Origin of the sequence: Paludisphaera sp. (assembly GCF_037189885.1) — a bacterium.
Taxonomy (GTDB): Bacteria; Planctomycetota; Planctomycetia; order Isosphaerales; family Isosphaeraceae; genus Paludisphaera.
In genome coordinates this window covers 212,940-237,719 of the sequence record NZ_JBBCIR010000010.1, presented here as the reverse complement: position 1 = coordinate 237,719, position 24,780 = coordinate 212,940, and the positions used below count along the sequence as shown (strand labels likewise).

At 69.5% G+C, this 24,780-nt stretch carries 22 protein-coding genes; 8 read left to right on the top strand and 14 right to left on the bottom strand.

Annotated elements, in window-relative coordinates; translation table 11 throughout:
• Positions 1-168 precede the first annotated feature (168 nt).
• The 4 genes from WG209_RS05080 to ispF form a co-directional block, all read right to left on the bottom strand.
• Positions 169-1,038, bottom strand: a complete 870-nt coding sequence (locus WG209_RS05080; protein WP_337173923.1) for a hypothetical protein — start codon at positions 1,036-1,038, stop codon at positions 169-171.
• A gap of 659 nt (positions 1,039-1,697) precedes the next feature.
• Complete coding sequence (gene ruvC / locus WG209_RS05075; protein WP_337173922.1) at positions 1,698-2,252, bottom strand: crossover junction endodeoxyribonuclease RuvC; 555 nt, start codon at positions 2,250-2,252, stop codon at positions 1,698-1,700.
• A 57-nt stretch (positions 2,253-2,309) separates the two neighbouring features.
• Positions 2,310-3,767 (bottom strand): cysteine--tRNA ligase, encoded by a 1,458-nt coding sequence (gene cysS, locus WG209_RS05070; protein WP_337173921.1) that lies wholly within the window; start codon positions 3,765-3,767, stop codon positions 2,310-2,312.
• 34 nt (positions 3,768-3,801) lie between these two features.
• Positions 3,802-4,299 (bottom strand): 2-C-methyl-D-erythritol 2,4-cyclodiphosphate synthase, encoded by a 498-nt coding sequence (gene ispF, locus WG209_RS05065; protein WP_337173920.1) that lies wholly within the window; start codon positions 4,297-4,299, stop codon positions 3,802-3,804.
• A 459-nt stretch (positions 4,300-4,758) separates the two neighbouring features.
• Here ispF and csrA point away from each other — a divergent pair, with 459 nt between their 5' ends.
• Together csrA and rpsU are read left to right on the top strand one after the other, a co-directional pair.
• The gene (gene csrA, locus WG209_RS05060; protein WP_337173919.1) at positions 4,759-4,953 is read left to right on the top strand and encodes a carbon storage regulator CsrA; all 195 of its coding nucleotides are present in this window, start codon (positions 4,759-4,761) and stop codon (positions 4,951-4,953) included.
• Positions 4,954-5,153: 200 nt separating this feature from the next.
• Complete coding sequence (gene rpsU, locus WG209_RS05055; protein ID WP_240906946.1) at positions 5,154-5,348, top strand: 30S ribosomal protein S21; 195 nt, start codon at positions 5,154-5,156, stop codon at positions 5,346-5,348.
• Positions 5,349-5,736: 388 nt separating this feature from the next.
• Here rpsU and feoB read toward each other — a convergent pair whose 3' ends face one another.
• Together feoB and WG209_RS05045 are read right to left on the bottom strand one after the other, a co-directional pair.
• Complete coding sequence (feoB, locus tag WG209_RS05050) at positions 5,737-7,956, bottom strand: ferrous iron transport protein B (RefSeq protein ID WP_337173918.1); 2,220 nt, start codon at positions 7,954-7,956, stop codon at positions 5,737-5,739.
• Between the two features lie 100 nt (positions 7,957-8,056).
• A complete protein-coding gene (locus tag WG209_RS05045) occupies positions 8,057-8,332 on the bottom strand; it encodes a FeoA domain-containing protein (RefSeq protein WP_337173917.1) in 276 nt (91 codons plus the stop codon).
• Positions 8,333-8,564: 232 nt separating this feature from the next.
• Between WG209_RS05045 and WG209_RS05040 the strand changes: the two genes are divergently transcribed.
• Positions 8,565-9,803 carry a hypothetical protein gene (locus tag WG209_RS05040; RefSeq protein WP_337173916.1) on the top strand — a complete coding sequence of 413 codons (1,239 nt, stop codon included), beginning with the start codon at positions 8,565-8,567 and terminating at the stop codon, positions 9,801-9,803.
• 31 nt (positions 9,804-9,834) lie between these two features.
• On the opposite strand, the gene WG209_RS05035 is transcribed toward WG209_RS05040, so the two are convergent.
• The 3 genes from WG209_RS05035 to WG209_RS05025 all read right to left on the bottom strand — a co-directional run bounded on the left by WG209_RS05035 (position 9,835) and on the right by WG209_RS05025 (position 11,480).
• Positions 9,835-10,305 carry an SRPBCC family protein gene (locus WG209_RS05035; RefSeq protein ID WP_337173915.1) on the bottom strand — a complete coding sequence of 157 codons (471 nt, stop codon included), beginning with the start codon at positions 10,303-10,305 and terminating at the stop codon, positions 9,835-9,837.
• Positions 10,298-10,606, bottom strand: coding sequence for a metalloregulator ArsR/SmtB family transcription factor (locus WG209_RS05030; protein WP_337173914.1), 309 nt, complete (start codon positions 10,604-10,606; stop codon positions 10,298-10,300). Before WG209_RS05030 ends, WG209_RS05035 begins: the two co-directional genes overlap by 8 nt.
• A 169-nt stretch (positions 10,607-10,775) precedes the next feature.
• Positions 10,776-11,480 carry a hypothetical protein gene (locus WG209_RS05025; RefSeq protein ID WP_337173913.1) on the bottom strand — a complete coding sequence of 235 codons (705 nt, stop codon included), beginning with the start codon at positions 11,478-11,480 and terminating at the stop codon, positions 10,776-10,778.
• A gap of 358 nt (positions 11,481-11,838) precedes the next feature.
• Between WG209_RS05025 and WG209_RS05020 the strand changes: the two genes are divergently transcribed.
• Positions 11,839-13,857: an ATP-dependent helicase gene (locus WG209_RS05020; RefSeq protein ID WP_337173912.1), complete on the top strand. Its 2,019-nt coding sequence runs from the start codon at positions 11,839-11,841 to the stop codon at positions 13,855-13,857.
• Between the two features lie 7 nt (positions 13,858-13,864).
• Here WG209_RS05020 and WG209_RS05015 read toward each other — a convergent pair whose 3' ends face one another.
• The 5 genes from WG209_RS05015 to WG209_RS04995 are packed head-to-tail and all read right to left on the bottom strand — an operon-like array spanning position 13,865 to position 18,690.
• Positions 13,865-14,092 carry a DUF6755 family protein gene (locus tag WG209_RS05015; RefSeq protein ID WP_337173911.1) on the bottom strand — a complete coding sequence of 76 codons (228 nt, stop codon included), beginning with the start codon at positions 14,090-14,092 and terminating at the stop codon, positions 13,865-13,867.
• Positions 14,089-14,634: a Rieske (2Fe-2S) protein gene (locus tag WG209_RS05010; RefSeq protein WP_337173910.1), complete on the bottom strand. Its 546-nt coding sequence runs from the start codon at positions 14,632-14,634 to the stop codon at positions 14,089-14,091. Before WG209_RS05010 ends, WG209_RS05015 begins: the two co-directional genes overlap by 4 nt.
• Entirely contained in the window at positions 14,631-15,305 is a 675-nt protein-coding gene (locus WG209_RS05005) for a 4Fe-4S dicluster domain-containing protein (RefSeq protein ID WP_337173909.1), read from the bottom strand. The genes WG209_RS05010 and WG209_RS05005 overlap by 4 nt, the downstream gene beginning before the upstream one ends.
• 43 nt (positions 15,306-15,348) lie before the next feature.
• Positions 15,349-17,595 (bottom strand): molybdopterin oxidoreductase family protein, encoded by a 2,247-nt coding sequence (locus tag WG209_RS05000; RefSeq protein WP_337173908.1) that lies wholly within the window; start codon positions 17,593-17,595, stop codon positions 15,349-15,351.
• Between the two features lie 36 nt (positions 17,596-17,631).
• Entirely contained in the window at positions 17,632-18,690 is a 1,059-nt protein-coding gene (locus WG209_RS04995; protein ID WP_337173907.1) for a hypothetical protein, read from the bottom strand.
• A gap of 742 nt (positions 18,691-19,432) precedes the next feature.
• Here WG209_RS04995 and WG209_RS04990 point away from each other — a divergent pair.
• The 4 genes from WG209_RS04990 (at position 19,433) to WG209_RS04975 (ending at position 24,755) form a co-directional block, all read left to right on the top strand.
• On the top strand, positions 19,433-21,304 hold the full coding sequence (locus WG209_RS04990; protein ID WP_337173906.1) for a hypothetical protein: 1,872 nt from the start codon (positions 19,433-19,435) through the stop codon (positions 21,302-21,304).
• Between the two features lie 3 nt (positions 21,305-21,307).
• A complete protein-coding gene (locus WG209_RS04985) occupies positions 21,308-22,438 on the top strand; it encodes a hypothetical protein (RefSeq protein WP_337173905.1) in 1,131 nt (376 codons plus the stop codon).
• Positions 22,439-22,529: 91 nt separating this feature from the next.
• Positions 22,530-23,351, top strand: a complete 822-nt coding sequence (locus WG209_RS04980; RefSeq protein WP_337173904.1) for a glycerophosphodiester phosphodiesterase — start codon at positions 22,530-22,532, stop codon at positions 23,349-23,351.
• 111 nt (positions 23,352-23,462) lie between these two features.
• A complete protein-coding gene (locus tag WG209_RS04975; protein WP_337173903.1) occupies positions 23,463-24,755 on the top strand; it encodes a diphosphate--fructose-6-phosphate 1-phosphotransferase in 1,293 nt (430 codons plus the stop codon).
• Positions 24,756-24,780: the final 25 nt, after the last annotated feature.

Sequence of the window (24,780 nt, the reverse complement as noted above, 5' to 3'; positions counted from 1 at the left end):
GCGGCAGCGCTCGACCATCGGCCCCCAGACGGCCCAGATCTCGTCGGTGATCGCGTATCGCATGGCGGACGGCCCCCTCCTGGTCGTCGATCCGCCTTAACGTCTTACCGCGCCAGCCTCCGCATCGTCAACACGGCCTAGCGTCGGCGGCAGGCGCGGCTGCATGCATCAGCGGAAAGTCAGGTTCCGCCGAATCCGCTGGATGACGTCGCCCATCTCGTACACCCGCTGGATGTTCGGGCCGGTGCGACCCTGGGCCACGCGGTCGGTCCGGGCCGCGAGCGGCCCGTACATCGCCTCGACGGTTTCCAGCTCCGCCGAGAGTCGTCTCGGGCCGGCCCCGCCCGCGGCGAGTTCGCGGAACCGGGCTGCGGCGGCGTTCAGGGCCTGGGCCTCGGCCAGGAATTGGGGGCCCTCCGGGACCGCGCCGGCCGTGGAGGCGAAGTCTCGCACGTAGGAGTCGGTCCGACCGAGCAGGCTGTCGGACATCTCGATGACCCGCCGCTGGGCGTCCGGGCCCGGCTCGAACCGGGGCCGGAGCACCTCGTAGGTCGTCACGGTCGGCCCATGGCCATACACGTCGAGATCCGGGACGGGCAGGCCCGACCTGCCGAGCCCGGGGAGATCGAACGTGGTTCGCGGGGGCCCGTAACCCAAGGGCGGCGTCAGGTACGGGCTCACCCTGGGCCTCGACCCGCGCGGGTATCCCTCGGGCCCAGGCCTGTTATAGGTTGCCGAGTAACCGCGTGGATCGCGGTCGTATGGGCCGGCGAATCCTCCTCCTCGACGGTCCCGATTATCGTAGCGCGCGGCGTCGCGGCGGCGCTCGTCCTGCCACCTCAACCGTTCCTCGTAGCGTTCGCGGTCCTCGCGTCGTCGCTCCTCGAAACGCCTGTAGTACTCGCGGCGGTCCTCGTCAAAGCCCTTGTAGTCGCCCCCGCGGCGGCCCCTGCCCCACTCGTCCCTATCATCGGCGACGAGCGAGCCGGCGCACGCCAGCAGGCCTGTCGTGGCAAGTATCAAGAGATGCGGTCGCATGGTGTCGCTCCTTCAGCATAAGCGGTCGCCCATGTCTTATCGCAACCCATGTGCCGCAAGGGCATGGAAAGCCCCGAGATAGATTGGGGAAACGTCTCCAGGCCGGACCATGCCCCCTCACGACGGCTCGCCAGCCGAGAAAATACCGAGAAACCTGAAATCCCGCCCCGGCCGCCGCGGAGTATCCGGGAGATGGTGGATCGTGCTCTTTGGCATCCCGAATTTGGTACCGGCCCCGACCCGGCAGGAATCCGCCGGCCGGGACGCGAGTCCCCCTTGCGCGCATCGCCGAAGCTCCCTGGGTGGGGCGTGGCGAGGAAGGCAGGGTGACGCGACCGCCAGCCGGGCATGCCGTGAACCCGGGGTAGGCCGCGACACCCAAAGAAGCGGGTTCTTCTCACGGGCTGGTTCGAGATCCAGCCCGCGCAAGTTGAAGGCTACCTCGGAGGGGAGCCTGAAATCCGCGACCGACCAAGTTCCTCCCCGCTGGGGAGGGGAAGTAGGACGGCGAAGTGGGCGGGCGCCCCCGCGGAAATCTCTTCGAAAGTGACGAACGAAGCCAACTCAGTTATTCCGCAAGCCTCTTTCCTTCAATGTCCTTACGGCACAGATCCGGAAGACGTCGGCGCGCGAACGAAGCCAACTCCGGTCCGCCCCGGTCAGAGCCCTTTCAGGCCGCGGAGGGTGCGGCCGATCTGGTAGTGGCAGAGGGCCAGGGCGCAGGCGTCGGCGACGTCGTGGGGCTCGGGGGGCTCGTCCAGGCCCAGCTCGGTCTGGATGGCGCGCTGCATCTGGTCCTTGGGGGCGCGGCCCGACCCGGTGAGGGTCTTCTTGACCCGCGCGGCGGCGTAGCCGAACACCGGGATCCCGCGCGAGGCCGCCGCCAGGACGATGACGCCCCGGGCGTGGCCCATGAGGATCGCCGTCCTGGGGAACTTGGCGTGGCTGTGGACCTTCTCCAGCGCCAGGGCGCCCGGGGGATACGCGGTCAGCAGCTCCAGGACGTTCTGGTACAGGTGGTCCAGCCGCTGCCCCAGCGCCCGATCCGACGAGCCGGGGCGGATCACCCCGGCCTCGATCACCACCGGGCCCCTCGGGCCGGGGTCGACGACCGCGTAGCCGGTGACGTTCAGCCCCGGGTCGATCCCCACCACGCGGCCCCAGACCTTGGGGTGGCCGTCGCTTCCCTCGGATTCGCAGGCCTTCGCGGGCATCGGATCGACTCCTTCGCTCGACTCATCGCGGGGCGGCGTCCTGCCCCCCGCTCTTCCTCAACGCTTCGGCTCGACCCGCCAGCGCGTCCCCTCGGGGCCGTCCTCCAGGGTCACGCCCAGGCCCGTCAGACGGTTGCGGATCTCGTCGGCCAGGGCGTATTGCTTCTCCTTGCGGAGCCGGGCCCGCAGGTCGATCAGCAGCGTCATCAGGTCGCCGGTGAGGGCGTCGTCCCCGGCCGTCGACTTCTCAGGCAGCCTGGCGAACAGCCCGAGGATGTTCGAAAGCTCCTTGAGGACGACCATCCCGGCGCGATAGCCGGCCAGGTCCGAACCCGCCGACAGCCCGGCCGACATCCGGTTCAGGACGCGGACGATCTCGAACAGCTCGCCGACGGCGCCGCCGGTGTTGAAGTCATCGTCCATCGCCTCCAGGAACCTGCGGCGATGCTCCGCGACCTCCTCCGGGGCGGGCGTCTCGTCCCGCCGCCGCGCGGGGGCCTCAAGCGTCTCGAACGACTCCCCGGTCAGCTCCTTGAAGCGGACGAAGGCGTGATGGAACGTCCCCAGGCTGCGGGCGATCTCTCCCAGTCGCGTCGGGCCGTAATCAATCGGACGCCGGTAGTGGCTGGAGAGGAGCAGGAGCCGGATGGCGTCGGTCTCGTACTCGGCCAGCAGGTCGCCCATCAGGACGATCGTGTCGGGGTCGGACTTGCTGATCTTCCTCCCCTCGCGGGTGAGCAGGCCGTTGTGCATCCAGTAGGACGCGAACGGGACGCCGGTGTACGACTCGGACTGCACCAGCTCGTTCTCGTGGTGCGGGAAGACCAGGTCGAGCCCGCCGCCGTGGATGTCGAAATGCTTGCCCAGGAGCTTCAGGCTCATGGCCGAGCACTCGATGTGCCACCCCGGCCGGCCCGGCCCCCAGGGGCTGTCCCACGAGGGCTCGCCGGGCTTCGACGCCTTCCAGAGGGCGAAGTCGCCGGGGTTCCGCTTCAGGCTGGAGGGCTCGATCCGGGCACCGGCCTGCAGCTCCTCCGGGTCGCGGTGGCTGAGCTTGCCGTAGCTGTCGGCCTTGGTCACGTCGAAATAGACGTCGCCGCCGGAGGCGTAGGCGAACCCCTTCTCGATCAGCCCCTCGTTGATGGCGATGATGTCGCCGATGTGCTCGGTGGCGCGGGGCATGTGGTCGATGCCCGTCACGTTCAGCGCCTCCAGGCAGTCCAGGTAGTCGGCCGTGACCTGCTCGGCCAGCTCCTTGACGGTCGTCCCGTCCTTCTGGGCCTGGACGATCAGCTTGTCGTCCACGTCGGTGATGTTGACGACCCAGGAGACCTTGTAGCCCAGGTAGGTCAGGTACCGCTTGACCGTGTCGAAGATGACCGGGCCGACCATGTGGCCGATGTGGCTCTTCGAATAGACGGTCGGGCCGCAGACGTACATGCCGACCTCGCCCGGCGCGACGGTCTGGAACGGCTCCTTGGTGCGGCTCAGCGTGTTATAGACTCGAAGCGCCATGGGTTCAGCGTCTCGCTCGCGAGGATGGGGGCGTTCAACGATCGGCGGGGACGGGGGCGGGAGTCGGCTCGATCAGGACGACGGCGTGGCAACAGATGGCCTCGGCCCGGCCGACGGGGCCGACGTGCTCCCCCGTCTTGGCCTTCACGTTGACGGCCGACTCCGGGAGCCCCAGCAGCCGAGCCAGGTTGCCCCGGATCGCCGCCTTGTGGGGGCCCAGCTTCGGGGCCTGGGCGTGGACGATGACGTCGGCGTTGACCGGCCGCCAGCCCTCGGCGGCCAGCAGCCCGACGACCTCGGCGAGCAGCCGAGTGCTGTCCAGCCCGCTCCACTCCGGGTCGGTGTCGGGGTAATGCTCGCCGATGTCCCCCAGCCCCGCGGCCCCCAGGAGGGCGTCGGCCAGGGCGTGGCAGACGACGTCGGCGTCCGAATGGCCGACCAACCCCGTCGGATGCTCGATCCGCCGGCCCCCCAGGATCAAAGGCCGCCCTTCCGCCAGGCGGTGCGTGTCGTGACCGATACCTACGCGCACGTGACCGCTTTCTCTCGTTCGAGGGACAGGTGGATACCACGCCCACGACGCCCCCGCCCCGTCCAGGCGGCCCGACGCCCCGCGGCCCGGCGCATGCGATGGTATCCTCTGCCCGCGCCGCTGACCATCCCAAGGCCGTCGCCCGCCCCGCGTTCCCATTTCGGCCGAGCCCATGCCGTTTTTGGGAAGTCGGGTTTCCTCCCGTGTACTTTTGACAAGACCCTCGGCAGACGACGCGCGGGGCTTGAATAAAATTCTATTCCTTATGGGGAAAGGTCTTACCTCATGAAATCCGCCCCCCTGAGTCACCATCGGCACTTCGGCTGCGTATAGTCCTTGACATCACCGGCGACCAAATGGCTGGGGGCCGACAGGCGGAGCTGGAAGGCAACGCGAGGCCCGGCAACGGACGCTAACCGAGTCGCAAGAAGCTACAGCCCTAGAGCACGGAGGTCAGTCATGCTGGTTCTGAGCCGCAAGGTCAACGAGAAGATCGTCATCGACGGCGGGATCGTGATCACGGTGGTCAAGGTCGAGGGGGGCCAGGTCCGCCTCGGCATCGAGGCCCCGAGCCACGTCAAGGTCTACCGCGAGGAGCTGCTCGCCAAGGCCGCCGCCGGCCGGGACGCCACGCCGGCTCTGGCCGGCGTCTGAGCCCGGCCCCGGCCCATCGGCCCACGGAAAACCGCGAACGCCACGAGGCCGCGCTAGTCAAGCCCGCGACGCTCGTGTATATTTGGGGTTTCCCGCCGATCCGTCCGGGTCGAGGAATCGATCCGACGAGGGTTCGCGGAGCGCCGAGTCCGATGGCGAGGCCGGTTTGATCCATTGAATAGGGAAGAGGGTAGACCAACGTGGTGAAGCTACGGGTTCGCGCGGGGGAGTCGATTCAGGAGGCCGTCCGTCGTTTCCGCAAGCTCTGCGAGCGCAGCGGCCTCCGCAAGGAGATGCGTCGCAAGGCTTACTATGAGAAGCCCAGCGAGCGCCGCCGTCGCGAGGAACTGAAGCGCCTCCGCAAGGCCCGCCAGCACCAGGGGTCGCGGGTCTGACCCGCCCCCGCCGCCCGATCCGCCTGACGCCCGGCGGTCCTCAAGCGACCGTCGGATGATCAGGGTTCGGGTGCGCGCCCTCCCCTCTCGTCGCTAGAGGGCACTGGACTTCGCGCCGTCCTCGGCGCGTCGCCAATTCGGGACGGTTCCCCGTCCCGCTCAATCCCGTTCAGTCCGACCGTGAGGCTCTCGCCGACCCGATTGCGGCGATCTCGACGGGCTCGGTCTGGGACGCGGAGCATTTGCCGCAAGCGGCCCCGCCCCCCTTGCGCTCCCCCGCAATTCCCCTCCAGACGATGCTCGCCAGATAGCCGATCGCCCCGAGGACCGCGACGATCGCGACGACGTCCTGCCACCCCATTATCATCCACCTCGCATGCCGTTAGGGTCAGGTGAGCAGCCACGTGCCGATCTGGTACGTCAGCAGCGCCCCGATGTAGGCCAGCGTCGTCATGTACGCGAACGAGAGCGCGGGCCAGGTCCAGCTCCCGGTCTCCCGCCACATCACCGCGAGCGTGGAGACGCACTGGGCGCATAGGGCGAAGAAGACCATGATCGAGAGGGCCACCGGGATCGTGAACAACGGCCGGCCGTCGGGCCAGGAAGCCGACTGCACCGCCTGAGTCAGGCGCTGTTCGCCCTCGTCCTCGACCTCCTCGCCCACGTCGAAGATGACGCCGAGCGTCGAGACGACGACCTCGCGGGCCGGGAACGACGCCAACGCCGCCGCGCCGATCCGCCAGTCCCAGCCAAGGGGCCGGACGGCCGGCTCGATCCAGCGCCCCATGCGGCCGAGGATGCTCTGACGCTGCTGGGCGCCGGCGATATGGGCCTCGGCATCCTTCACGGCCTCCGCGGCCGCGGCGGTTGCCTCCTCGTCGCCCGACGACCTCGCCGTCTCCAGCGCGGACTCGGCCTGGGCCTGGCGATCCAGCAACGGGGCCAGTTCCTCGGTCGAGAGGCGGGGGTAGTACAGGAGCCCCCACATCACGATGGAGACCGCGAAGATGATCGTGCCGGCGTTGGCGAGGAAGTCCCATCCCCGCTCCAGCATCCGGCGGACGACAGCGACCGGCGAGGGCCACTGGTAGGCCGGGAGTTCCATCACGAACGCGGGCGTGCCGCCCCGGAGGACCGACCGCTTCAGGATCAGGGCCATCGCCGCGGCCACGACGATCCCCAGCAGGTACATCCCCAGGAGCGTCAGCCCCTGGAGCTGGACCCAGCCGTTCAGGTAGGCCCGCGCGGGGATGAACGCGCCGATCATCAGGGTGTAGACGGGCAGCCGGGCGGAGCAGCTCATCAGCGGGGCGATCAGGATGGTCGTCAGCCGGTCGCGACGATCCTCGATGGTCCGCGTCGCCATGACGCCCGGGATGGCGCAGGCGAATGAGGAGAGCAGCGGGATGAATGATCGGCCGCTGAGCCCGACGCGGCTCATGATCCGGTCCATCAGGTAGGCCGCGCGGGCGAGGTACCCGCACTCCTCCAGGATCGCCAGCAGCCCGATCAGGATGACGATCTGGGGGAGGAAGATGACGACCCCCCCCACCCCGGCGATCACCCCGCCGACGATCAGGTCGCGGATCGGCCCTTCGGGCAGGGTCGCTTGCACCCAGTCCCCCAGGGCGGCGAAGCCGGCGTCGATCCAGTCCATCGGGACGGTCGCCCAGGTGAAAACCGCGCTGAAGGTCAGTAGCAGGACGCCGACGAGGACCAGCGACCCGAGGACGCCGTGAGCCAGGACCGAGTCCAACCGGTCGGCGAGCTTCGGGGCCAGGTCGTCCGAGCGGCGCACCACGCCGTCGGTCGCGCGGCCGACCCAGGCGTAGCGCGAGGTCGTCTCCACGTCCGGCGTCTTGAACCCGGCCTCGGCGAGCCGGGCGCGGGCAGCCACCAGCCGCGCCCGCAGCGCGTCGCGCTCGGCGTCGGCCAGTTCCAGGCCCTCGACGATGTAGGAGCCCGGATCCAGGAGGAGGCGTTCCACCAGGTAGCGGGGCGTGCCGTCCATGGTCGCGGCCAGGTCGTCGACCTCGCGGCGGAATTCCTCGGGGAAGACCCGTGGGGGGGCCGGCGGTGGCACCGAGCCGGCCTTCTCCACGGCGGCCTTCAGGGCGTCGAGCCCCTCGCCGCGCCGGGCCTGCACGGGGACGACCGGGATGCCCAGCCGATCCGCGAGCGCGCGGACGTCGACCGTCGTCCCCTCGGCCTCGGCCAGGTCGTTCATCGTCAGGGCGAGGACGACGGGCCGGCCGAGCTCCAGCACCTGGCTCGCCAGGTAGAGGTTCCGCCAGAGGTTGCCGGCGGCGGCGACGCAGACGATCACGTCCGGCGGCGGCACGTCGTCCCGGCGGCCCAGCAGCACGTCGACCGTCACCATCTCGTCGGGCGAGCGCGGGGCCAGGCTGTAGGTGCCGGGGAGGTCGACCAGGAGCCAGCGACGGCCGTCGTGGACGACCTCGCCGACCTTCTTCTCGACCGTCACGCCCGGATAGTTCCCCGTGCGCTGGGCCACCCCGGAGAGCGCCCCGAAGAGGGTCGACTTGCCGGTGTTGGGGTTGCCCACCAGGGCGATCGTCCAGGTCGACTTTTCCAAAGCGATCGACATGATGATGCGGCCGACTTCACTTGCGGGGTGGGGGTGGGACGGGGCGGGGAGGCCGCACCGGAGGGGGATCGAGGCATGCGGAGGATCGAGACTCGATCGCTCAGGAGGCCTTCGCCGGGACGCGGACGAGCACCCGCGCCAGGTCGTCGCACCGGAAGCCGAGACGCTGACCGTCCAGCCCGATGATGCAGGGGCTGCCGGGCCGGATCATGCAGACCGTCGCGCCGTGGCACAGGCCCATCTCGCGGAGGCGATGCACCAACTCGATATTCCCGACGACCTGCCCCACCCGGGCGCTCTGCCCGGCGCGGAGCAACGACAGCGGGACCATCTCCTCGCCGTCCTCAATCTCCACCGTCGCCATCGACGCGATCATGTGCGATCCTCTGATTTCGTGACGGGAGCCGCGACCTCGACCTAGTGAGACTGAGTCTCAACACCGGATTATAACGTGGGCCGGCGTCGATGACAATCGGTCACGCCCGGCATGACGGAGCGAAAGGCCGATGCCGCCGCCGCGACCCTCCACCTCGCTCGCCGCTGGCCCCGCCCCGGCCGGCGCGCGATGATCGGGGTCTCTCCCCACTCTCCGTCCGAGAGGTCCCGCCATGCCCGCCCGAACCTGGAACCGCCGCGACTTCGCCCGGCTCGCGCTCGCCCTCGGGGCCGGAGCGACGCTCCCCCGGACCGCCCGCGCCGCCGCGCCCGACCTCCGCTTCGAGCGAATCATCTCGCGCGAGACGCTCGACGCCTACCTATCGCGGGCGATCACCATCCAGGACCTCTTCATCGGCCAGGGGAACTTCGACGACAACCTGCGGATGCTAACGTCCCTCGGCGCGAAGTTCCTGGGCCGTAGCCTCTGCTTCTGGGGGGACGAGGCCCGCCTGCTCGCCAAGTTGGAGAAGGCCCGGGGCCTGATCGCCAGGGCCCATGCCGCCGACCCGGAGATGATCGCCCAGGCTTGCGTGTTCGAGATCGTCACCCGGCAGGTCGAATCGGTCCCGGTCCCCGCGTGGGCCTTCGAGGCGATCGGGCTTCCGGTCGAGTCGCGCAACTTCCGCTTCGCGGACATGGCCTCGCCCGACGGCAAGTTCCGCGACCATTGGGGCGAGGGGACCACCGTCCCGGACGTGAGCCGGCCGGAGACCCAGCTTTGGTTCCACTTCCTGGCCGCGTCGTACATCGACATCGGAGTGGAGGCGATCCATTACGGCCAGGTCGAGCTGATGGCCCGGAACGATCGCGACCTGGCCCATTACGCGAAGGTCTTCGAACGCGCCCGAGCCCACGCCGAGGCCCACGCCCGGCGGAAGATGCTGCTATGCGACGGCCACGTCCCGTCCGGCGGGCTCGTCCGCGACGGCGGGCTGCTGCTCGACTTCCACTCGTTCCCGCTGCGGGTGAAGGAGGTCCCGGAGAAGGGCCCGATGGAGGGGGTGCTGGAAGTCGGCCACGTCGATTCGTTCTACGGGCGGAGTCGCGGCGGGACCACCCCCAGCGGCTGGTCCTGCGACCACCTCCCCTACCTCGCCGAGCTGGACAACTGGGGCCCCTGCGACAACCCGGGCCAGCCGAACCAGCCGGGCGGGTACTGGTGCTGGGGCTACGACGAGATCGGCTGGTTCGCCCACCTCCCGGCGGATCGCCGCCGAGCATGGCTGGCCTACGCGGACGCCTGGATCAAGGACCACGACCCGGCCGGACACCTCCAGATGCCGGGGGGCCGCGTCCTCCACACGCCGGTCGACGGCAAGCATTGGTACCACGCCAACGACCCCGGCCCCGCCGTCCCGGACGGTTTCGGAGACGAGTCCGCCATCCGCGCCATCTGGGCGAAGGGCTGACCGGCCGGGGCGTTGCGGGCGGGTGCTGGAATCAGTTCGAAGGGCCCTGCTGCTGCCAGCTCCGGGTGATCTCCAGCGGCTGGCCGGTCTCCAGCATGGTCTTCAGGCTGGAGAGGATCGCCGGCCACCCCAGCGCCACGGCCTGGATCAGCCGCGAGAGGGGCGTGTCGCTCTCGTGGATCACGGTCAGCTTGACGGAGTCGCCGATGGGCTGGAGTTCATAAGTCAGGCGCGACGGCGCGTCTTCCTTGAGATCGGGCCGATACTCGTTGGTCCAGGCGAGGACCAGCTTGCGGCCGGGCTCGATCTCCACGATCTCGCCCGCGTCGGCCACGTTCCCGTCGGGCATCATGAGCTTCCAGGGGGAGCCCACCTTCCAGTCCGACACCTGCCACGTCTCCCCCCAGTACTTGCGCGTGAATTCCGACGACGTGAGAGCCTCCCAAAGTCTCTCGGGCGTGGCGCGGATGTAGGTGACGTAGACGAACCGCGATTCAGCCATCGGATCCCCCTTCAAGCTCGGCCTTCAGGTCCGCGAGGGCGCGCACTCGCACGCGCTCGAACTTGCCGATCCAGCGATCGGCGATCTCCTGGATCGGCGCCGGGTTGAGATGGTGCAGCTTCTCCCGGCCGCGCCTCAGCGCGACGACCAGCCCCGCCTCCTCCAGCACCTTCAGGTGCTTGGTGACGGCCTGGCGCGACATCCCCATGCCCTCGCACAGCCCCACCAGCGCCTGCCCGTTCTCGGCGTGCAGCCGATCCAGCAGCCGCCGACGCACCGGGTCGGCTAGGGCTCGGAACACCTTGTCGTCGTCGCCTTCCATGGGGGCATTATGCAACCAAACGGTTGCCAGTCAAGTCGGCATCTCCGGGCCGAGGGGAGCCACCGGGCCGAATCGATCGTCTTCGAAAACGGAACGGGCGGTCCCCGCGAGAGGGGCCGCCCGTTGAAGGGACCGCGGTTCCGGATCTTCAGGCCGCCGAGCGACGCCGGTTCCGGACATACTCCACGAGACCAGCGAGCGACGCCATCCCGACCATGACCACCGAGGACGGCTCGGGGACGGCATTGTGGATTTCGAGCGACGCTCCGACGGAACTGCCGCTGCCGTCCACGCGCTGGAACCGCGCCGCGAAGATCGCGTTCGGGTCGCCACCAATGCTGAAGGACTCGTAGAACTTCTGAGTCAGCGTCGCATCCGTAAGGCCCGAGAAGCTGCCCTGGAGGTTGAAGACAAAGACGCCGATGTCTCCCGCATCCAAGCCCTGGTTCGGGCTCCCACCTTGCCACGAACCGTTGCCGGTCGAGAGGCCGTAGTCGAACGTGCCGTAGGGGCCGGGGGTGCTGTTGACGGGCTCGAACACGGTGTTCTGGCCGAAGCTCGAGGAGTCGAGGACGATGCTCGAGACGACATCGCCCGGGCTGTTGAACGCGATGGCCGTGAGGACGCCATCAGGTGGGTCGGGCGTCGTGTTCTTGACGGTGATCGTCAGGGTTGCGTGCGTGTCATCGCTGATCACCGCCTCGTAGGAGGCGTCGTAGGCAACGCCCTGCGTTCCATGCGTGATGTCGACCTGGAGAGGCCCGCCCTGGGCCGTGGCGCCGAACAGGGTCGCCACCCCGTAGAACGCGGGGAGGACCAGCCGACGGAGGGTGAGGATCGATCGAGCGAGCATTCGCGGAGACTCCTTGGAGGGCCAATTGATGATGCGTTCTTGCCGGCTGAGCCGCCTTGCGCCGCGGCCACGACCGTATTAAAAATATCCTGTTTGACCAATTCAAGCCCGGCCCAATCGATATCGTTAACTCATCCTATATTTACTGCCGCCGAAAACCTGAACAGACTATATAAACTAAAACACGCTGCGTAACGCTCACGCGCGTTTCCGAAACCCAACGCGCGCCGAACTGGAGCCACGCCGAGTCGCCGCGACGGGGCAGCCGAAGCCGGCACGGTCGGGGCGGCGGCGGGGGGGTGGATCCTGCTAAGATATCTGGGTCCCCTTCGTCCCCGATCCTCGCGCCCAGGACGCCATGCGCAAGATCACCCTGAAGCACACCCCCCCCGCGGGGCTGGCCCGGCAGTTGGCGGACGACCTGAACCCGTCGCAGCGCGAGGCGGCCACGGCGCCGGACGGCTACAACCTGATCCTGGCGGGGCCGGGGTCGGGCAAGACCCGGGTCGTCACGTATCGCGTGGCCTGGCTGATCGGCCGGGGCATACCGGCGGAATCGATCCTCCTGGTCACGTTCACCCGCCGCGCGGCGCGGGAGATGGTGGCGCGGCTCGACGGCCTGGTCGGCAGCCGCGCGGGGCGGGTCTGGGCGGGGACGTTCCATCACGTCGGCAATCGTCTGTTGCGGAAATCGGCCCGCGAGCTGGGGTTCGAGCCCAACTTCACGATCCTCGACTCCGAGGACCAGTCCGACCTGATCCGGCTGGCGATGGACGACGCCGGGCTGATCTCGAAGGACAAGCTCGCGCCCAAGCCGTCGCAGGTGCAGGGCGTCGTCAGCTTCGCCGCGAACACGCGGAAGCCGCTGGAGCAGGCGATCGCCGAGACTGCCCCCGAACTCGCCGAGTGGGCCGACCACGTCCGCGCCGCCGCCGAGGCCTACGCCACGCGGAAGCAGGCGGCGAACTGCATGGATTACGACGACCTCCTGGTCCTCTGGCTCAAGCTCCTGCACGAGCACCCCGCGCGGCTGGCCGAGCAGGGGAAGATGTTCCGCCACATCCTCGTCGACGAGATGCAGGACACCAACGCGCTGCAGATCGAGGTGGTCGAGAAGGTCGCCGCCGCGGGGGCGGGGAACCTCACGGCCGTCGGCGACGACGCTCAGTCGATCTACCGATTCCGAGGCGCCGACTACGACAACATCCTGAAATTCCCCGATCGTCACCCCGGCTCGCGGATCTTCCGGCTCGACGTGAACTATCGCTCGACGCCGCAGATCGTCGCGCTCACGCAGGCTTCGATCGCCCGCAACGCGTCGGGATTCCCCAAGGCGCTCGTCTCGGCGCGTGGCGACGGCCTCAAGCCGACGCTGGTCGCCACGGCCGACGTTTACGAGGAGGCCGACCTCGTCTGCCAGCAGATCCTGGAGACGCGCGACCGCGGCGTCCCCCTGTCCGAGATGGCCGTCCTGTATCGCAACCACTATGACAGCGTCGTGCTCCAGGGGGAGTTGCTGGCGCGCGGCATCCCGTACAACGTCCGCAGCGGCATCCGGTTCTTCGAGCAGGCCCACGTCAAGGACGTGCTCGCGTTCCTCCGCGTGGTCCTCAACCCGCGCGACGAGGCGTCATGGCGGCGGCTGTTGCTGCTCCTGCCGGGGATCGGCCCGGCGAAGGCGGGGGCCGTGTACCGCAAGCTGGCGGCCTCGGGCAACCCGTTCTCGGCCGTCGCCGCCGCCGAGACGATGGCGACGGTCCCCCCCAAGAGCCGCGGCCTGTTCGCGGCCTTCGTCAACGACCTGAACTTGATCCGCGCCACCGACCCGGAGAACCGCCCGGCCGCAGCGATCCAGGCCGTGCTGGCCGGCGGCTACCCCGGCACGGTCCGCTCGCGGTACGACAAGGCGGAGAACCGCATCAAGGACGTCGAGCAATTCGCCGTGCTGGCCGCCAAGTACGAGAGCCTGGAGCGGTTGGTCGCCGACCTGATGCTCGCGGGCGACCTATACGGCGTCGAGTCGGCCGGCGGCGAGGAGCCGGAGGACCTCCTCGTCCTCAGCTCCGTCCACCAGGCGAAGGGGCTGGAATGGTCGAGCGTCTTCGTGATCCGGCTGGTCGACGACGGCTTCCCCAACCGCCGCGCCGTCGACGAGCCCGGCGGCGAGGAGGAGGAGCGACGGATCTTCTACGTCGCCGTCAGCCGGGCCAAGGATGAACTGATGCTGACGTACCCCTCCACCGTCAGCCGGGGCTACGGCCCGACCACGTTCTCGAGCCCCAGCCGCTTCGTCACCGAGGTCGACCCCGCCCTGCTCGACCGCGCCGAGTTGGAGCACGAGTTCGACCCGCTCCGGGTCGACGACGGCCAGGCGTGATGGGGCGTCACCGCGCGTCCAGGGCGTAGACGTAGCGCAGCAGGCCGGCGTTCAGCAGCAGGCAGGCGAGGCTGAAGAAGGCCGCGGGCCAGGCGACCCGGAGGTCGCCGCCGAGGTAGGCGTTCATGGTCGCCGAGAGCAGCCACAGTTGCAGGATGACCAGGGTCACGATCGGCCCGAGCACGCCGTAGATGATCGTGGTCTTCTGATCGCGGGTGAACGGGCGCTTGCTCATACGGTCCGGTCCTCCACCCCCAGGGCGTAGACGGCGCCGTCGCGGACCTCCAGCTTCACCAGCGGCAGCGGCCGGCGCGGAGGGCCGGCCAGCGGGCGGCCGGTCGCCATGTCGAAGGCCCCCTCGTGGCAGGGGCAGCCGATCCGCTTCTTGTCGACGTGGGGGACGACCGCGCAGGCGAGGTGGGTGCATTTCTGCCCGTAGGCGACGAACGATCCGTCCACGTCTCGGACCAGCAGGCAGGGGTCGTGGGGCCCGGGATAATGGAAGACGATCGCCCCGCCGGGGGGGATGTCCTCGACCCTGGCGACCTCGCGGGCCGGAGCGCGCGCGATGGCCCGCTTCAGGCCGGCGAACGCGATCCCGAACTGGCCGACCACGAAGGCGAGGCTCGTCAGGACCAGGAACTTCGCGTAGTCGCGGCGGGCGACGTAGGCGTCCTGGGCGGTGTCGATGGGGAAGTCGCGGCGCCAGGGGGGCTGTTCGGCCTCGGGCTTGCCGTCGGGGGATCGCTTGCCGTCCCCGCTCCGATCGCGGCTCATCGAGTCTCTCCCTCTTCGTACAGGGACGCCATCAGCATGTCGACCGGGACGAAGCCGTCGGCTCGATCGGCCGCGTCGCGGCGGCCCGCGGGCTCGTCCTCCATCGCCGAGAGGACGTCGACGTACTCCGGGGCCCGGCCTCGCGGGACCATCATCCGGACCTTCGTGGTGATCTCCTGCCGGCCGAACTTGAAGCGGTTGACCGGCTCGGACCGGGTCCGGAGGTGCTCGGCCTGCTCCATCGGCCCGAAGAACAGCGCCCCGCTGGGGCAGACGGTGGCGCACATGGGCTTGAGGCCGGCGGAGGAGCGGTCGTAGCACATGTCGCACTTCATCATCAGTTCCAGGCCCGGGTTCGACTTGGGGACGCCGAACGGGCAGGCCAGCACGCAGTTGTCGCAGGCGACGCACCGCGGCTTGCGGGCGGTCTGGACCACGCCGTCGGCCGTCCGCTTGATCGCGTCGGCCGGGCAGACCTCGGCGCACGTCGGCGAGTCGCAGTGCATGCAGACGACCGGGATCGTCTGCACCGAATGCGCTCGGTCGACATACTCCAGGTGCATCATCGACTTCCCCTTGTGCGTGTCGCACTCGGCGCAGGCGTGGACGCACGCCTGGCAGCCGATGCAGCGGTTGGGGTCGATGAAGAACATCAGGTGATCTGGGACCATGATCCCTCCGGGCGTCTCGATTCGTCTCGGGCGGGGGTCGCCGTCACTGCTGGGGTTCGAGGAGGCCGGCGTATTCCGGCGGGCCGGGGGCCCGCGACAGCCTCGCGGCGCACACCTTGTACTCGGGGATCTTGGAGATCGGGTCCTGGGCGGCGATCGTCAGGCGGTTGATGCTCCGGGGCCCGGCCCAGTGGTACGGGACGAAGAGGACGTCGGGCCGGATCGTCGTGACGACCATGGCCCGCAGCGTGCAGGTCCCGCGCCTGGTCTCGACCGTCGCCCATTCGCCGTCGGCGATCCCCATCTTCCCGGCCAGCCGGGGGTGCATCTCGATGCGAGGCTCCGGGTACTGGTCGACGAGCGGGCCGATGCGGCGGGTCTGCGTGCCGGAGAGGAACTGGCTCACGACGCGGCCGGTCGTCAGCATCAGCGGGAAGTCGGCGTCCACGTCCTCGGCGGGGGGGGTGTACGCGGCGACGTTGAAACGGGCCTTGCCGTCGGCGAAGTAGAACGGCCCGGCCCCGCGCGCCGCCGGGTTCCACGAGCCCTCCTCGAACAGCCGGGGGGTGCCGGGGTGGTCCACCGACGGGCAGGGCCAGAATACGCCCCCCTGCCGCTCGATCTTTTCATATGTGACGCCCGAGTAGTCGGCGATCCAGCCGGCCGAGGCCCGCCGCAGCTCGTCGAAGATCTCTCGGGGTTCTCGGAAGGTGAACCCCTTCGGCCGACCCAGCCCCGCGGCGATGTCCTGGATGATCTTCCAGTCCTGGCGGGCTTCGCCGGGGCAGGCGACGGCCTTGTTGATCTTGATGATGCGCCCCTCGACCTGCGTCACGGTCCCCTCGTCCTCCTCCTGGAGCGAGCCGGGGAGGACGACGTCGGCGTGGCGGGCCGTCTCGTTGAGGAAGAAGTCGATGGAGACGTAGAAGTCGAGCTTGTCCAGCATCCGGGCGACGAAGTCGGAGTCCGGCAGCGAGACCTTGGGGTTGAAGCAGAGGGAGAGGAGGCCCCTGATGTTGCCCCGGTCGATCTCGCGGAAGATCTCGTAGGCGTCCACGCCGACGCCCGGCAGGCTGTCCGGGTCGACGTCCCACACCTTGGCTACGGCCGCGCGGTGCTCGGGGTTGGCGATGTCGCGCATGCCGGGGAGCTGGTCGCACTTCTGGCCGTGCTCGCGCCCCCCCTGGCCGTTGGCCTGGCCGGTGATCGTGGCGTAGCCGCAGCCCTCGCGGCCGATCCGGCCGGACGCCAGCACCATGTTGATCGAGCCCAGCACGTTGGCGACGCCGTGACTGTGGTGCTCGATCCCCCGGGCGTGCATCAGGAAGCTGGTTTTCGCCGTCCCCCACATCTCGGCCGCCTTGCGGATCGTCGCCTCGGCGATCCCCGTCTCCGCGGCCGTGCGTTTCGGGGTCCACTCGCGGACGTGCTCGGCGACCTCGTCGAAGCCGACGGTACGGGTCCGGATGAACTCGCGGTCGACCCAGCCGTTCTCGATCATCAGGTGGAGGACGCCGTTGAACAGGGCGATGTCGCGGCCCGGCTTGATCGGCAGGAACAGGTCGCAGGTGCGGGCGATCGGCGTGATCCGCGGGTCGACGACGATGATCTTCGCGCCGTGCTCGCGGGCCTGCCAGACGTAGTTGGTGGTGATCGGCGCGCACTCGGCGACGTTGGCGCCGCTGATCCAGACGACCTCGGCCTTCGGGATGTCCGACCAGGGGTTGGCGGCGCGGTCGACGCCGAACGCCTTCTTGTTCGCGGCCCCGGCGCTGACCATGCAGAGCCGGCCGTTGTAGTCGATGTTCTTCGTGCCGAGGCAGACCCGGGCGAACTTGCCCATCAGGTACGCCTTCTCGGTCGTGAGGCTCGCCCCGCTCAGGATGGCGAAGGCGTCCCGACCGTGCGTCTCCTGGATCCTGCCGATCTCGGCGGCGACCCGCGCGATCGCCTCCTCGTAGCCCATCGGCGAGAAGCCGCCGGGCGCCGAGGGGTCGCGCCGCATCGCCGTCAGCAGCCGGTCGGGGTGGGACCCCTGGAGGTAGCGCCTGACCCCCTTGGGGCAGAGCTTCCCCTCGCTGAACGGGGACTCCATCCAGGGCTCGAAGCCGATGACCTGCTCGTCCTTGACCTTGAGCTGGATGCCGCACTGCTGGCCGCAGAAGCAGCAATGCGTCTTCACCAGCCGATCCGGCTCCACCCCGGCGTCGAGGCGGGCACCCTCGGGATAGCTGAGGTGCGGGCCGAAGCGCTCGATGACGTCCAGGGCTTCGGCGGGGAGTTGGGCCATCGTCGGTTCCTCGCGTCGGGCGATCGGTCGATCGTTCTATCGGGCCCCGGCCGGGCCGTCGTTCCAGATCCGCGCCTGGACCAGCGCCGGCATGCAACGGCGGCAGCGGGGGCAGATCCACTGGTAATGTTCCACGCCGGCGACGTCGGCCTCGTAGCGGTATCCCAGCCGCCGCTCCACGTCGATGAGGTCCTCGACGTGCATCCGCGAGGCGTATTCCTCGCCGCAGCGCCGGCAGCGGGCCTGCTCGCCCCGCCTCCCCGCGTCCTTGTACAGACCGACGCCCAGCTGGGCCGGCCTCATGAAGATGTGGAAGAACTTCCCGAACGGCATCCAGAGGAGCGTGAAGATGACCGTCACCGCGTGGAGGATGGCGAGGAAGTCGAAGGCGTAGCCCTCCATCCAGGTGTAGCTGGCCGTCAGCATCAGCCCGGTCACGCTGATGGCGAACAGGAGGATCAGCGGCAGGAAGTCCTCGCCGAACTGCTGGACGGCCGCCGCCCCGTGGTCGCGCATCCGCCGCCGCATCGCCAGCATGACGCCGGCGATCACCAGGAACGACGCCCACACCAGCATGTGGAAGATGATGAAGCCGGTGATCGACTCCACCGGGAACGTCTGCGCCGGGAAGCCGAAGACGTAGGCCTGATAGAGGTCCAGCCGGCCGGGGACGCTGGCGAAGTGGACCCAGCCGAAAACCAGCGGGAAGGTCACGGCGGCGGCCAGGATGCAGCCCCACATGATGAGCATGTGCGCCGCGGCCCGCCCCCAGTTCCGCTTCCAGATGAAGGTGTTCAGCGCGAACCCGTTGATCGCGCGGTGGGCCAGCTCGACGAAGTTCCGGCCCGGCCTCCTCGGATGGAGGAACAATTTCCAGCCCTTGCGCCAGTAGAGCGCCGTGGGGGGCCGTTGCAGCCACATGGAGTAGCGATACACCACGCCGAACGTGGCGAACAGCACGGCGAACGTGTAGCCCACCAGCGCGGCGTCGAAGTAGGCCAGGTTGCGCGAGCCCGCCACGATCAGGACCGCGAGCAGGACGGTCGCCACCGTCCCCCACGCCGCCGCCTTCCACTTCGCATGTTCGCCGGGCATGGGGTCGCCCCGAATCTGGTGGATTGGGCCGAGGGCGGACGTCGCCCCCGCCGGCCCCATTCTGCACTCGAAGGTCCACGATGTCCAGGTGGCACTCGCCGGGGGCTAGCCTTTCAATTCCGGTGCCGCGCGCCGGGCCACGACGATCTCTCGCCGCGTCGCGTGGGCCTCGCGAGTTGGCTTCGTTCGCGCGCCACGCCTCCCACGGTTATTACCCCAAACTTCTGTTATCCATAATCTTGCGACGAAACCACGTTGGCTTCGTTCGTCATTTTCGAAGTGGTTTTTTGCCCGTCGAGCGTGTGACTCGCGCCCCCTATCCCGCCGCGAGAGGGTGGCCCGGAGGGCCGGGCGAGGGCCGTCGGACAGCGGAGACGACACCGATTCCCGGCTGGCGTGGCCGGGGCTCCATCCGCGCTCCGACGACCCTCGCCCGCCGCTGGCGCGGCTACCCTCTCCAGGGGGAGAGGGGACGAGTCGGGCTGGGGCGCTCTGCAATCGTGGCCCTCATGGGACGGGGGCCCCGATTCTCAACCGCGTCCGATATGTCAAGGAACAACACCTTCAACTTCCTGCATGGTCAGCAACAAAGTCGGCGGGATTTCAGGAATCTCGTTTTTCCGCGGACGCGACCGTCGGGATCGCCGCGGGGTGGCGTTCAGGCTGGGGTCGGCGTAGCCTCGGAGGTTGCGCCGGTCGTCGCGGCCCGGTTCCTCGGCCGCTCGGCGCGGGAGGGCTCGGCATGATCGGAATCAGGTTGGCGAGCGGCTTGTTGGCGATGGTCGCGGCGGGCGCGCCGCTGTTCGCGACGGAGGGCGGGGACGGCGATCGGGAGCGGCCGTTCCGCGTCACGGTCGTCGACGACCAGACGGGCCGGGGCGTCCCGCTGGTGGAACTGCGCACGGTCAACCAGATCCTCCATGTCACCGACTCGAACGGCGTCGTCGCGTTCGACGAGCCGGGGCTGCTGGGGACTCGCGTCTATTTCGAGGTGAAGGGTCACGGCCACGAATTCGCCAAGGACGGCTTCGGCTTTGCCGGCGTCGCGCTCGACACGAAGCCCGGCGGCGAGGCGACGCTCAAGATCAAGCGGCTCAACATCGCAGAGCGGCTCTACCGGATCACCGGCGGCGGGATCTACCGCGACAGCCTCCTGACCGGCGTCCCCGCGCCCATCCGCGAGCCGGTCCTCAACGGCCTGGTCCTCGGGCAGGACAGCACCCTCAACGCCGTCTATCGGGGGAAAATCCACTGGTTCTGGGGCGACACCGCCCGGCCCGCCTACCCGCTGGGCAACTTCCACGCGCCCGGCGCCGTCTCCGACCTCCCCGACAAGGGGGGGCTCGACCCGTCGAAGGGGGTCGACCTGACCTATTTCCTCGACGAGAACGGCTTCGCCAGGCCCACGGCCCAGATGCCCGGCGAGGGCCCGACCTGGATCACCGGCCTCGTGGTACTGGCCGACGGCCAGGGCGGCGAGCGCATGTTCGCCAACTACGCCAAGATCAAGCCCCCTATGGAGGTCTACGAGCGCGGCGCCATCGAATGGGATCCCGACAAGGCCGAGTTCGTCAAACGCGCCGTCTACCAGGGCGATCACGCGAGCACCACCGGAGAGACCCTCAGCGGCCACACCTTCTTGCGCGAGGAGGGGGGCGTCGAATACGTCCACTACTGCAACCCCTTCCCCCTGACGCGCGTCCCCGCCGATCCCGAGAAGATCGTCGACGAGGAGGCCGTCGAGGTCTTCACCTGCCTGGAGCCCGGCGCGAGCGTCGACGCCCCCAAGGTCGACCGCGACGCCGACGGCCGGCTCCGCTACTCCTGGAAGAAGGGGGCCCCGCGGGTCGACCAGCGTGGCCAGGACGAGCTGATCAAGGCAGGCGCGATCAAGCCCGAGGAGGCGTTGATCCAGCTCCGCGACCCGGACACCGGCAAGGCCGTGAAGGCGCATGGCGGCTCGGTCTACTGGAATGAGTTCCGCAAGCGTTGGGTCATGCTATTCGTGGAGATCGGCGGCACGTCGCTCCTGGGCGAGATGTGGTTCGCCGAGGCCGATTCCCCGGTCGGCCCCTGGACCTTCGCCCGCAAGGTCGCCACGCACGAGGACTATTCGTTCTACAACCCCAAGCAGCACCCCATGTTCGACCAGGAAGGGGGCCGGCTGATCTACTTCGAGGGGACGTACACCCACACGTTCTCGGGCAACAAGACGCCGACTCCCCGGTACGACTACAACCAGGTGATGTATCGCCTCGATCTGGGCGACCCCAGGCTTTCGACGCCGGTCGCGGTCTACGAGGCGGGGCCGGACCGCCTGGCGACGGGGCCGATGCTCGGCGGGGACGTGGTCGGCAAGCGGGTCGCGTTTTACGCCCCCGACCGGCCGGGCGAGGGGACGACCCCGGTCGAGATCGGCGATGGGAACCGAATTTTCGTGCTCCCGGCGGATTCCCAGCTTGCGGAAACGGCCCCGATCCACGAATACTCCCAGGAAGGGAGCACGCGAAGGACGCTCTCCCTCGACCCGGATCGCGAGGAGGCGGGATGGCGGCGGTCGCCCCAGCCCGTCGGCCGAGTTTGGAAGAACCCGGGGCCTCCCCTGGCCTGGTGATGAATGGAATCGACCGCCACGCGGACATCGGCCGCCCCCACGCCCCCGGACGACGGCCCCGGCTCGGCCATCGACGACCTGCTCGACGGCCTGGAAGTCGCCCCCGAGGAGTCGTGGGACGCCTTCCTGGGGCTGGAGTCGCTGGACGCCGAGCTGCGGCGGTCGATCGTCGACGAGCTGGTCGTCGCGCCGGCCAGCGAGGGGGTCACGCGCCTCCTGCACCTGCTGGGTGCCAGCCGCGACGAGGCCACGCGCCTCGCCGCGAGGCGGGCTCTCGGGACCGACGGCCGGCCGGTCGTCGCGCGGCCGAGGCGCGTCGTGGCGACCCCCGCGCGGATCGACCGCGACCCGCCGCGGATCGTCCGGTCGCTGGCCACGGCCGTCGACGGCGAGGGCACCGGGGCCGTCGCCCTGGCGAGCGTCCACGACGGCCGGACCTCGCTCGCCGCGTTCCTCTGCGACGTCCGGGGCGGGATCCGCGACGTCCTGGGCGAGACCCTGGACGGGACCGACGCCGACCTTGGCCTGTTCGACCGCTTCCCGGAGCTGGCCCTCGGCCCCTGCGTCGAGGACGCCCACGCGCTGGCGACCGGGCTGCTGGCCGGCGGCCTGATGCTCTCCGGCCGCGAGACACCGCCGGCCGTCCAGGAATGGCTCGACGCGACCGTCGGGCGCGGGTTCCACGCCGGCGCCCTGCTCGCCGCCAGGCCCGAATGGTCGCCCTGCGCCCTCGACCCCGCGGCCCTCGCCGACCGATCCTGGCGCGTGCTGGAGGCCTGCCCCGGCTGGGTCGACCGCTCCGTCCTGACCTTCGACCTCGCCGAAGAGATCACCGTCCGCGAGCGCCGGGCCGTGGCCGACCCGCTCCGCGACGCCGGCGCCTACCGCTTCCTGTTCGAGCGCCGGCTCCTCCACCGCCTGGAGCTGTACCGCCGCATGCTCCTCTGGATGGCTTTCTTCTGGGACGCCGCGGGCGAGGCCGACCTGTCGCTCTCCGCCGGGATCCTCTCCGGGCAGCTCGCCGACCCCCAGTACGCCGTCCCCTCCCACCCCTTCACCGTCGCGCTCACCACCCGCAGCCTGCACGAGGCCCAGCGGCGGATCGGCACCGCCGAGGATCCCCGTCGCCGCTAGTCCGACACCCTTCGGCCTCCCTGGCCCCGGGCGTCGCCGGGCATTACAATCGCCGCCGGTGCAACGTCCTTCCACCTCGGGAGTTTCCGCCATGCCCCGTCGGATCGGGATCCTGACCCTCGTCGCCCTCGCCGCCCTGCTCCCCGCCTCCCGAGCCGACGCCGGGGAACCGAGGCCGATCGTCCTCGCCCATCGCGGCGGGGCCTTCGAGTTCGAGGAGAACACGCTGGAGGCCTTCCAATCCTCCCACGAGCGAGGCATCCGCGGCTTCGAAACGGACATCCGGATGACCAGGGACGGCGTGCTGGTGATCCTGCACGACGACGACCTGACCCGGACCCACGTCGCGGAGGGCGCGGTCGAGACGATGACGGCCGAGGAGCTGAGGCCGACCTCGTCGAAGGGGGGCCAGAAGTTCCTCTTCCTGGACGAGTTCCTGGACTTCTTCGCCGACCGGCCGGGCTGCTACATCGAGCTGGAGATGAAGACCAGCAACAAGCAGCGATACCCCGACGACCGGATCGAGGAGTTCTGCCGGAAGCTCCACGCCGCGGCCGAGTCCCGCAGGCCGTCGGAGTCCACCTACGTCTTCAGCTCGTTCGACGAGCGCCCGCTGAAGGCCATCCGCGCCATCGACGCGAAGGCCCCCATCTCGCTGATCGCCGGGAAGCCCTGCTCCGCCGAGTTCATCGCGAAGGCCGGGGAGGTCGGGGCGGATCGGATCGCCTGCCAGCTGAAGGGGACCTCGCGGGCGGCCGTCGAGGAGGCCCACAAGGCCGGCCTGCTGGTCAACGTCTGGCCCGGCCACGCGGTCGAGGACTACTACCTGGCGCTCGGCCTGGGGGCCGACGTCCACTGCACCGACATACCGACGAAGGTCCAGGCGGCGGCCGAGAAGCTCCCCTCCCCCTGATCGCCGCGGCCCGGCGGAGCCTTGCCCGCCGGGCCCGTTCGTGATGCAATCGGAACCCGATCGAGTCCCCCCGCGTCCAGCGGCCTGGAATCCGAGGATCGAGAACGCCCCATGCCTCCCCGCAACGTCGTCGTGGCCCAGTCCGGCGGGCCGACCTGCGTCATCAACAACTCGCTGCGGGGGATCATCGAGGCCGCCCGGCGACGCCCCGACAGGATCGGCAAGGTCTACGGCGGCCGGTTCGGGATCGAGGGGGTGCTGAAGGAGGAGCTGATCGACCTCTCCGCCACGCCGGACGAGGAGATCGCCCTGCTGCGGACCTCGCCGGCCGCGGGGAGCATCGGCACCTGCCGCTACAAGCTCAAGAAGGGGCAGGACGAGGACTTCGCCCGCGTCGTCGAGGTCTTCAAGGCCCACGACGTCGGCTACTTCTTCTACATCGGCGGCAACGATTCCCAGGATACCGCGCACAAGGTCAGCGTCCTGGCGAACGAGCACGGCCTGGACCTCGTCGCGGTCGGCGTCCCCAAGACGATCGACAACGACCTGGGCGACGCCGAGTTCACGCTGCTGGACCACTCGCCCGGCTACGGCTCGGTGGCCCGCTACTACGCCCACTACGTCCGGCAGGCCAACGAGGAGAACGCGGGGTCCCGCCCGGCCGACCCGGTCCTGGTCATCCAGGCGATGGGCCGGAAGATCGGCTACATCCCCGCCGCCGCGCGGCTGGCCGACCCCAGGCGGGAGATGCCGCTCCAGATCTACCTGACCGAGTCGGGCCTGTCCCTCCAGCAGCTCGGCGAGAACGTGATCCGCCAGCTCGAATCCGACGGCCGCTGCATCGTGGTGGTCAGCGAGGGCTTCGACGTCGGCGAGGTCGGCTCCGTCCGCGACAACTTCGGGCACGTCCAGTTCAGCTCCAGCCAGCAGACCGTGGCCCAGGTGGTGGTCAACTACCTGAATACCCTGAAGTTCCCCGTCCCCGGCAAGGCCCGCGGCCAGGTGCCGGGGACCGACCAGCGCAACGCGATCGCCTACGCCAGCTCGGTCGACCTGGACGAGGCGTACGGCGTCGGCCGGCACGCGGTCGAGATCGCCCTGAACGAGGGGAACGGCTGGATGGCGACCATCCTCCGCGACCGCTCCGGCTCGGCGTACAACGTCCATTACGACAAGGCCCCGCTGGAGAAGGTGGCGAACTCCGAGCGGTTCTTCCCGAAAGAGTGGCTCGCCCCGAGCGGCATCGACGTGACGGACGAGTTCGTGGACTACGCCCGGCCGCTGATCGGCGAGGACTGGGTGAGCGTGCCGACCGTCGCCGGCCTCCCCCGCTTCGCCAGGATCGCCCAGGTGTTCGCGCCCAGGAAGCTGCCGGCCTACGTCCCGCAGACCTACAGGAAGTGAGCCCGCCCGTCGCCGCCGCGATGGA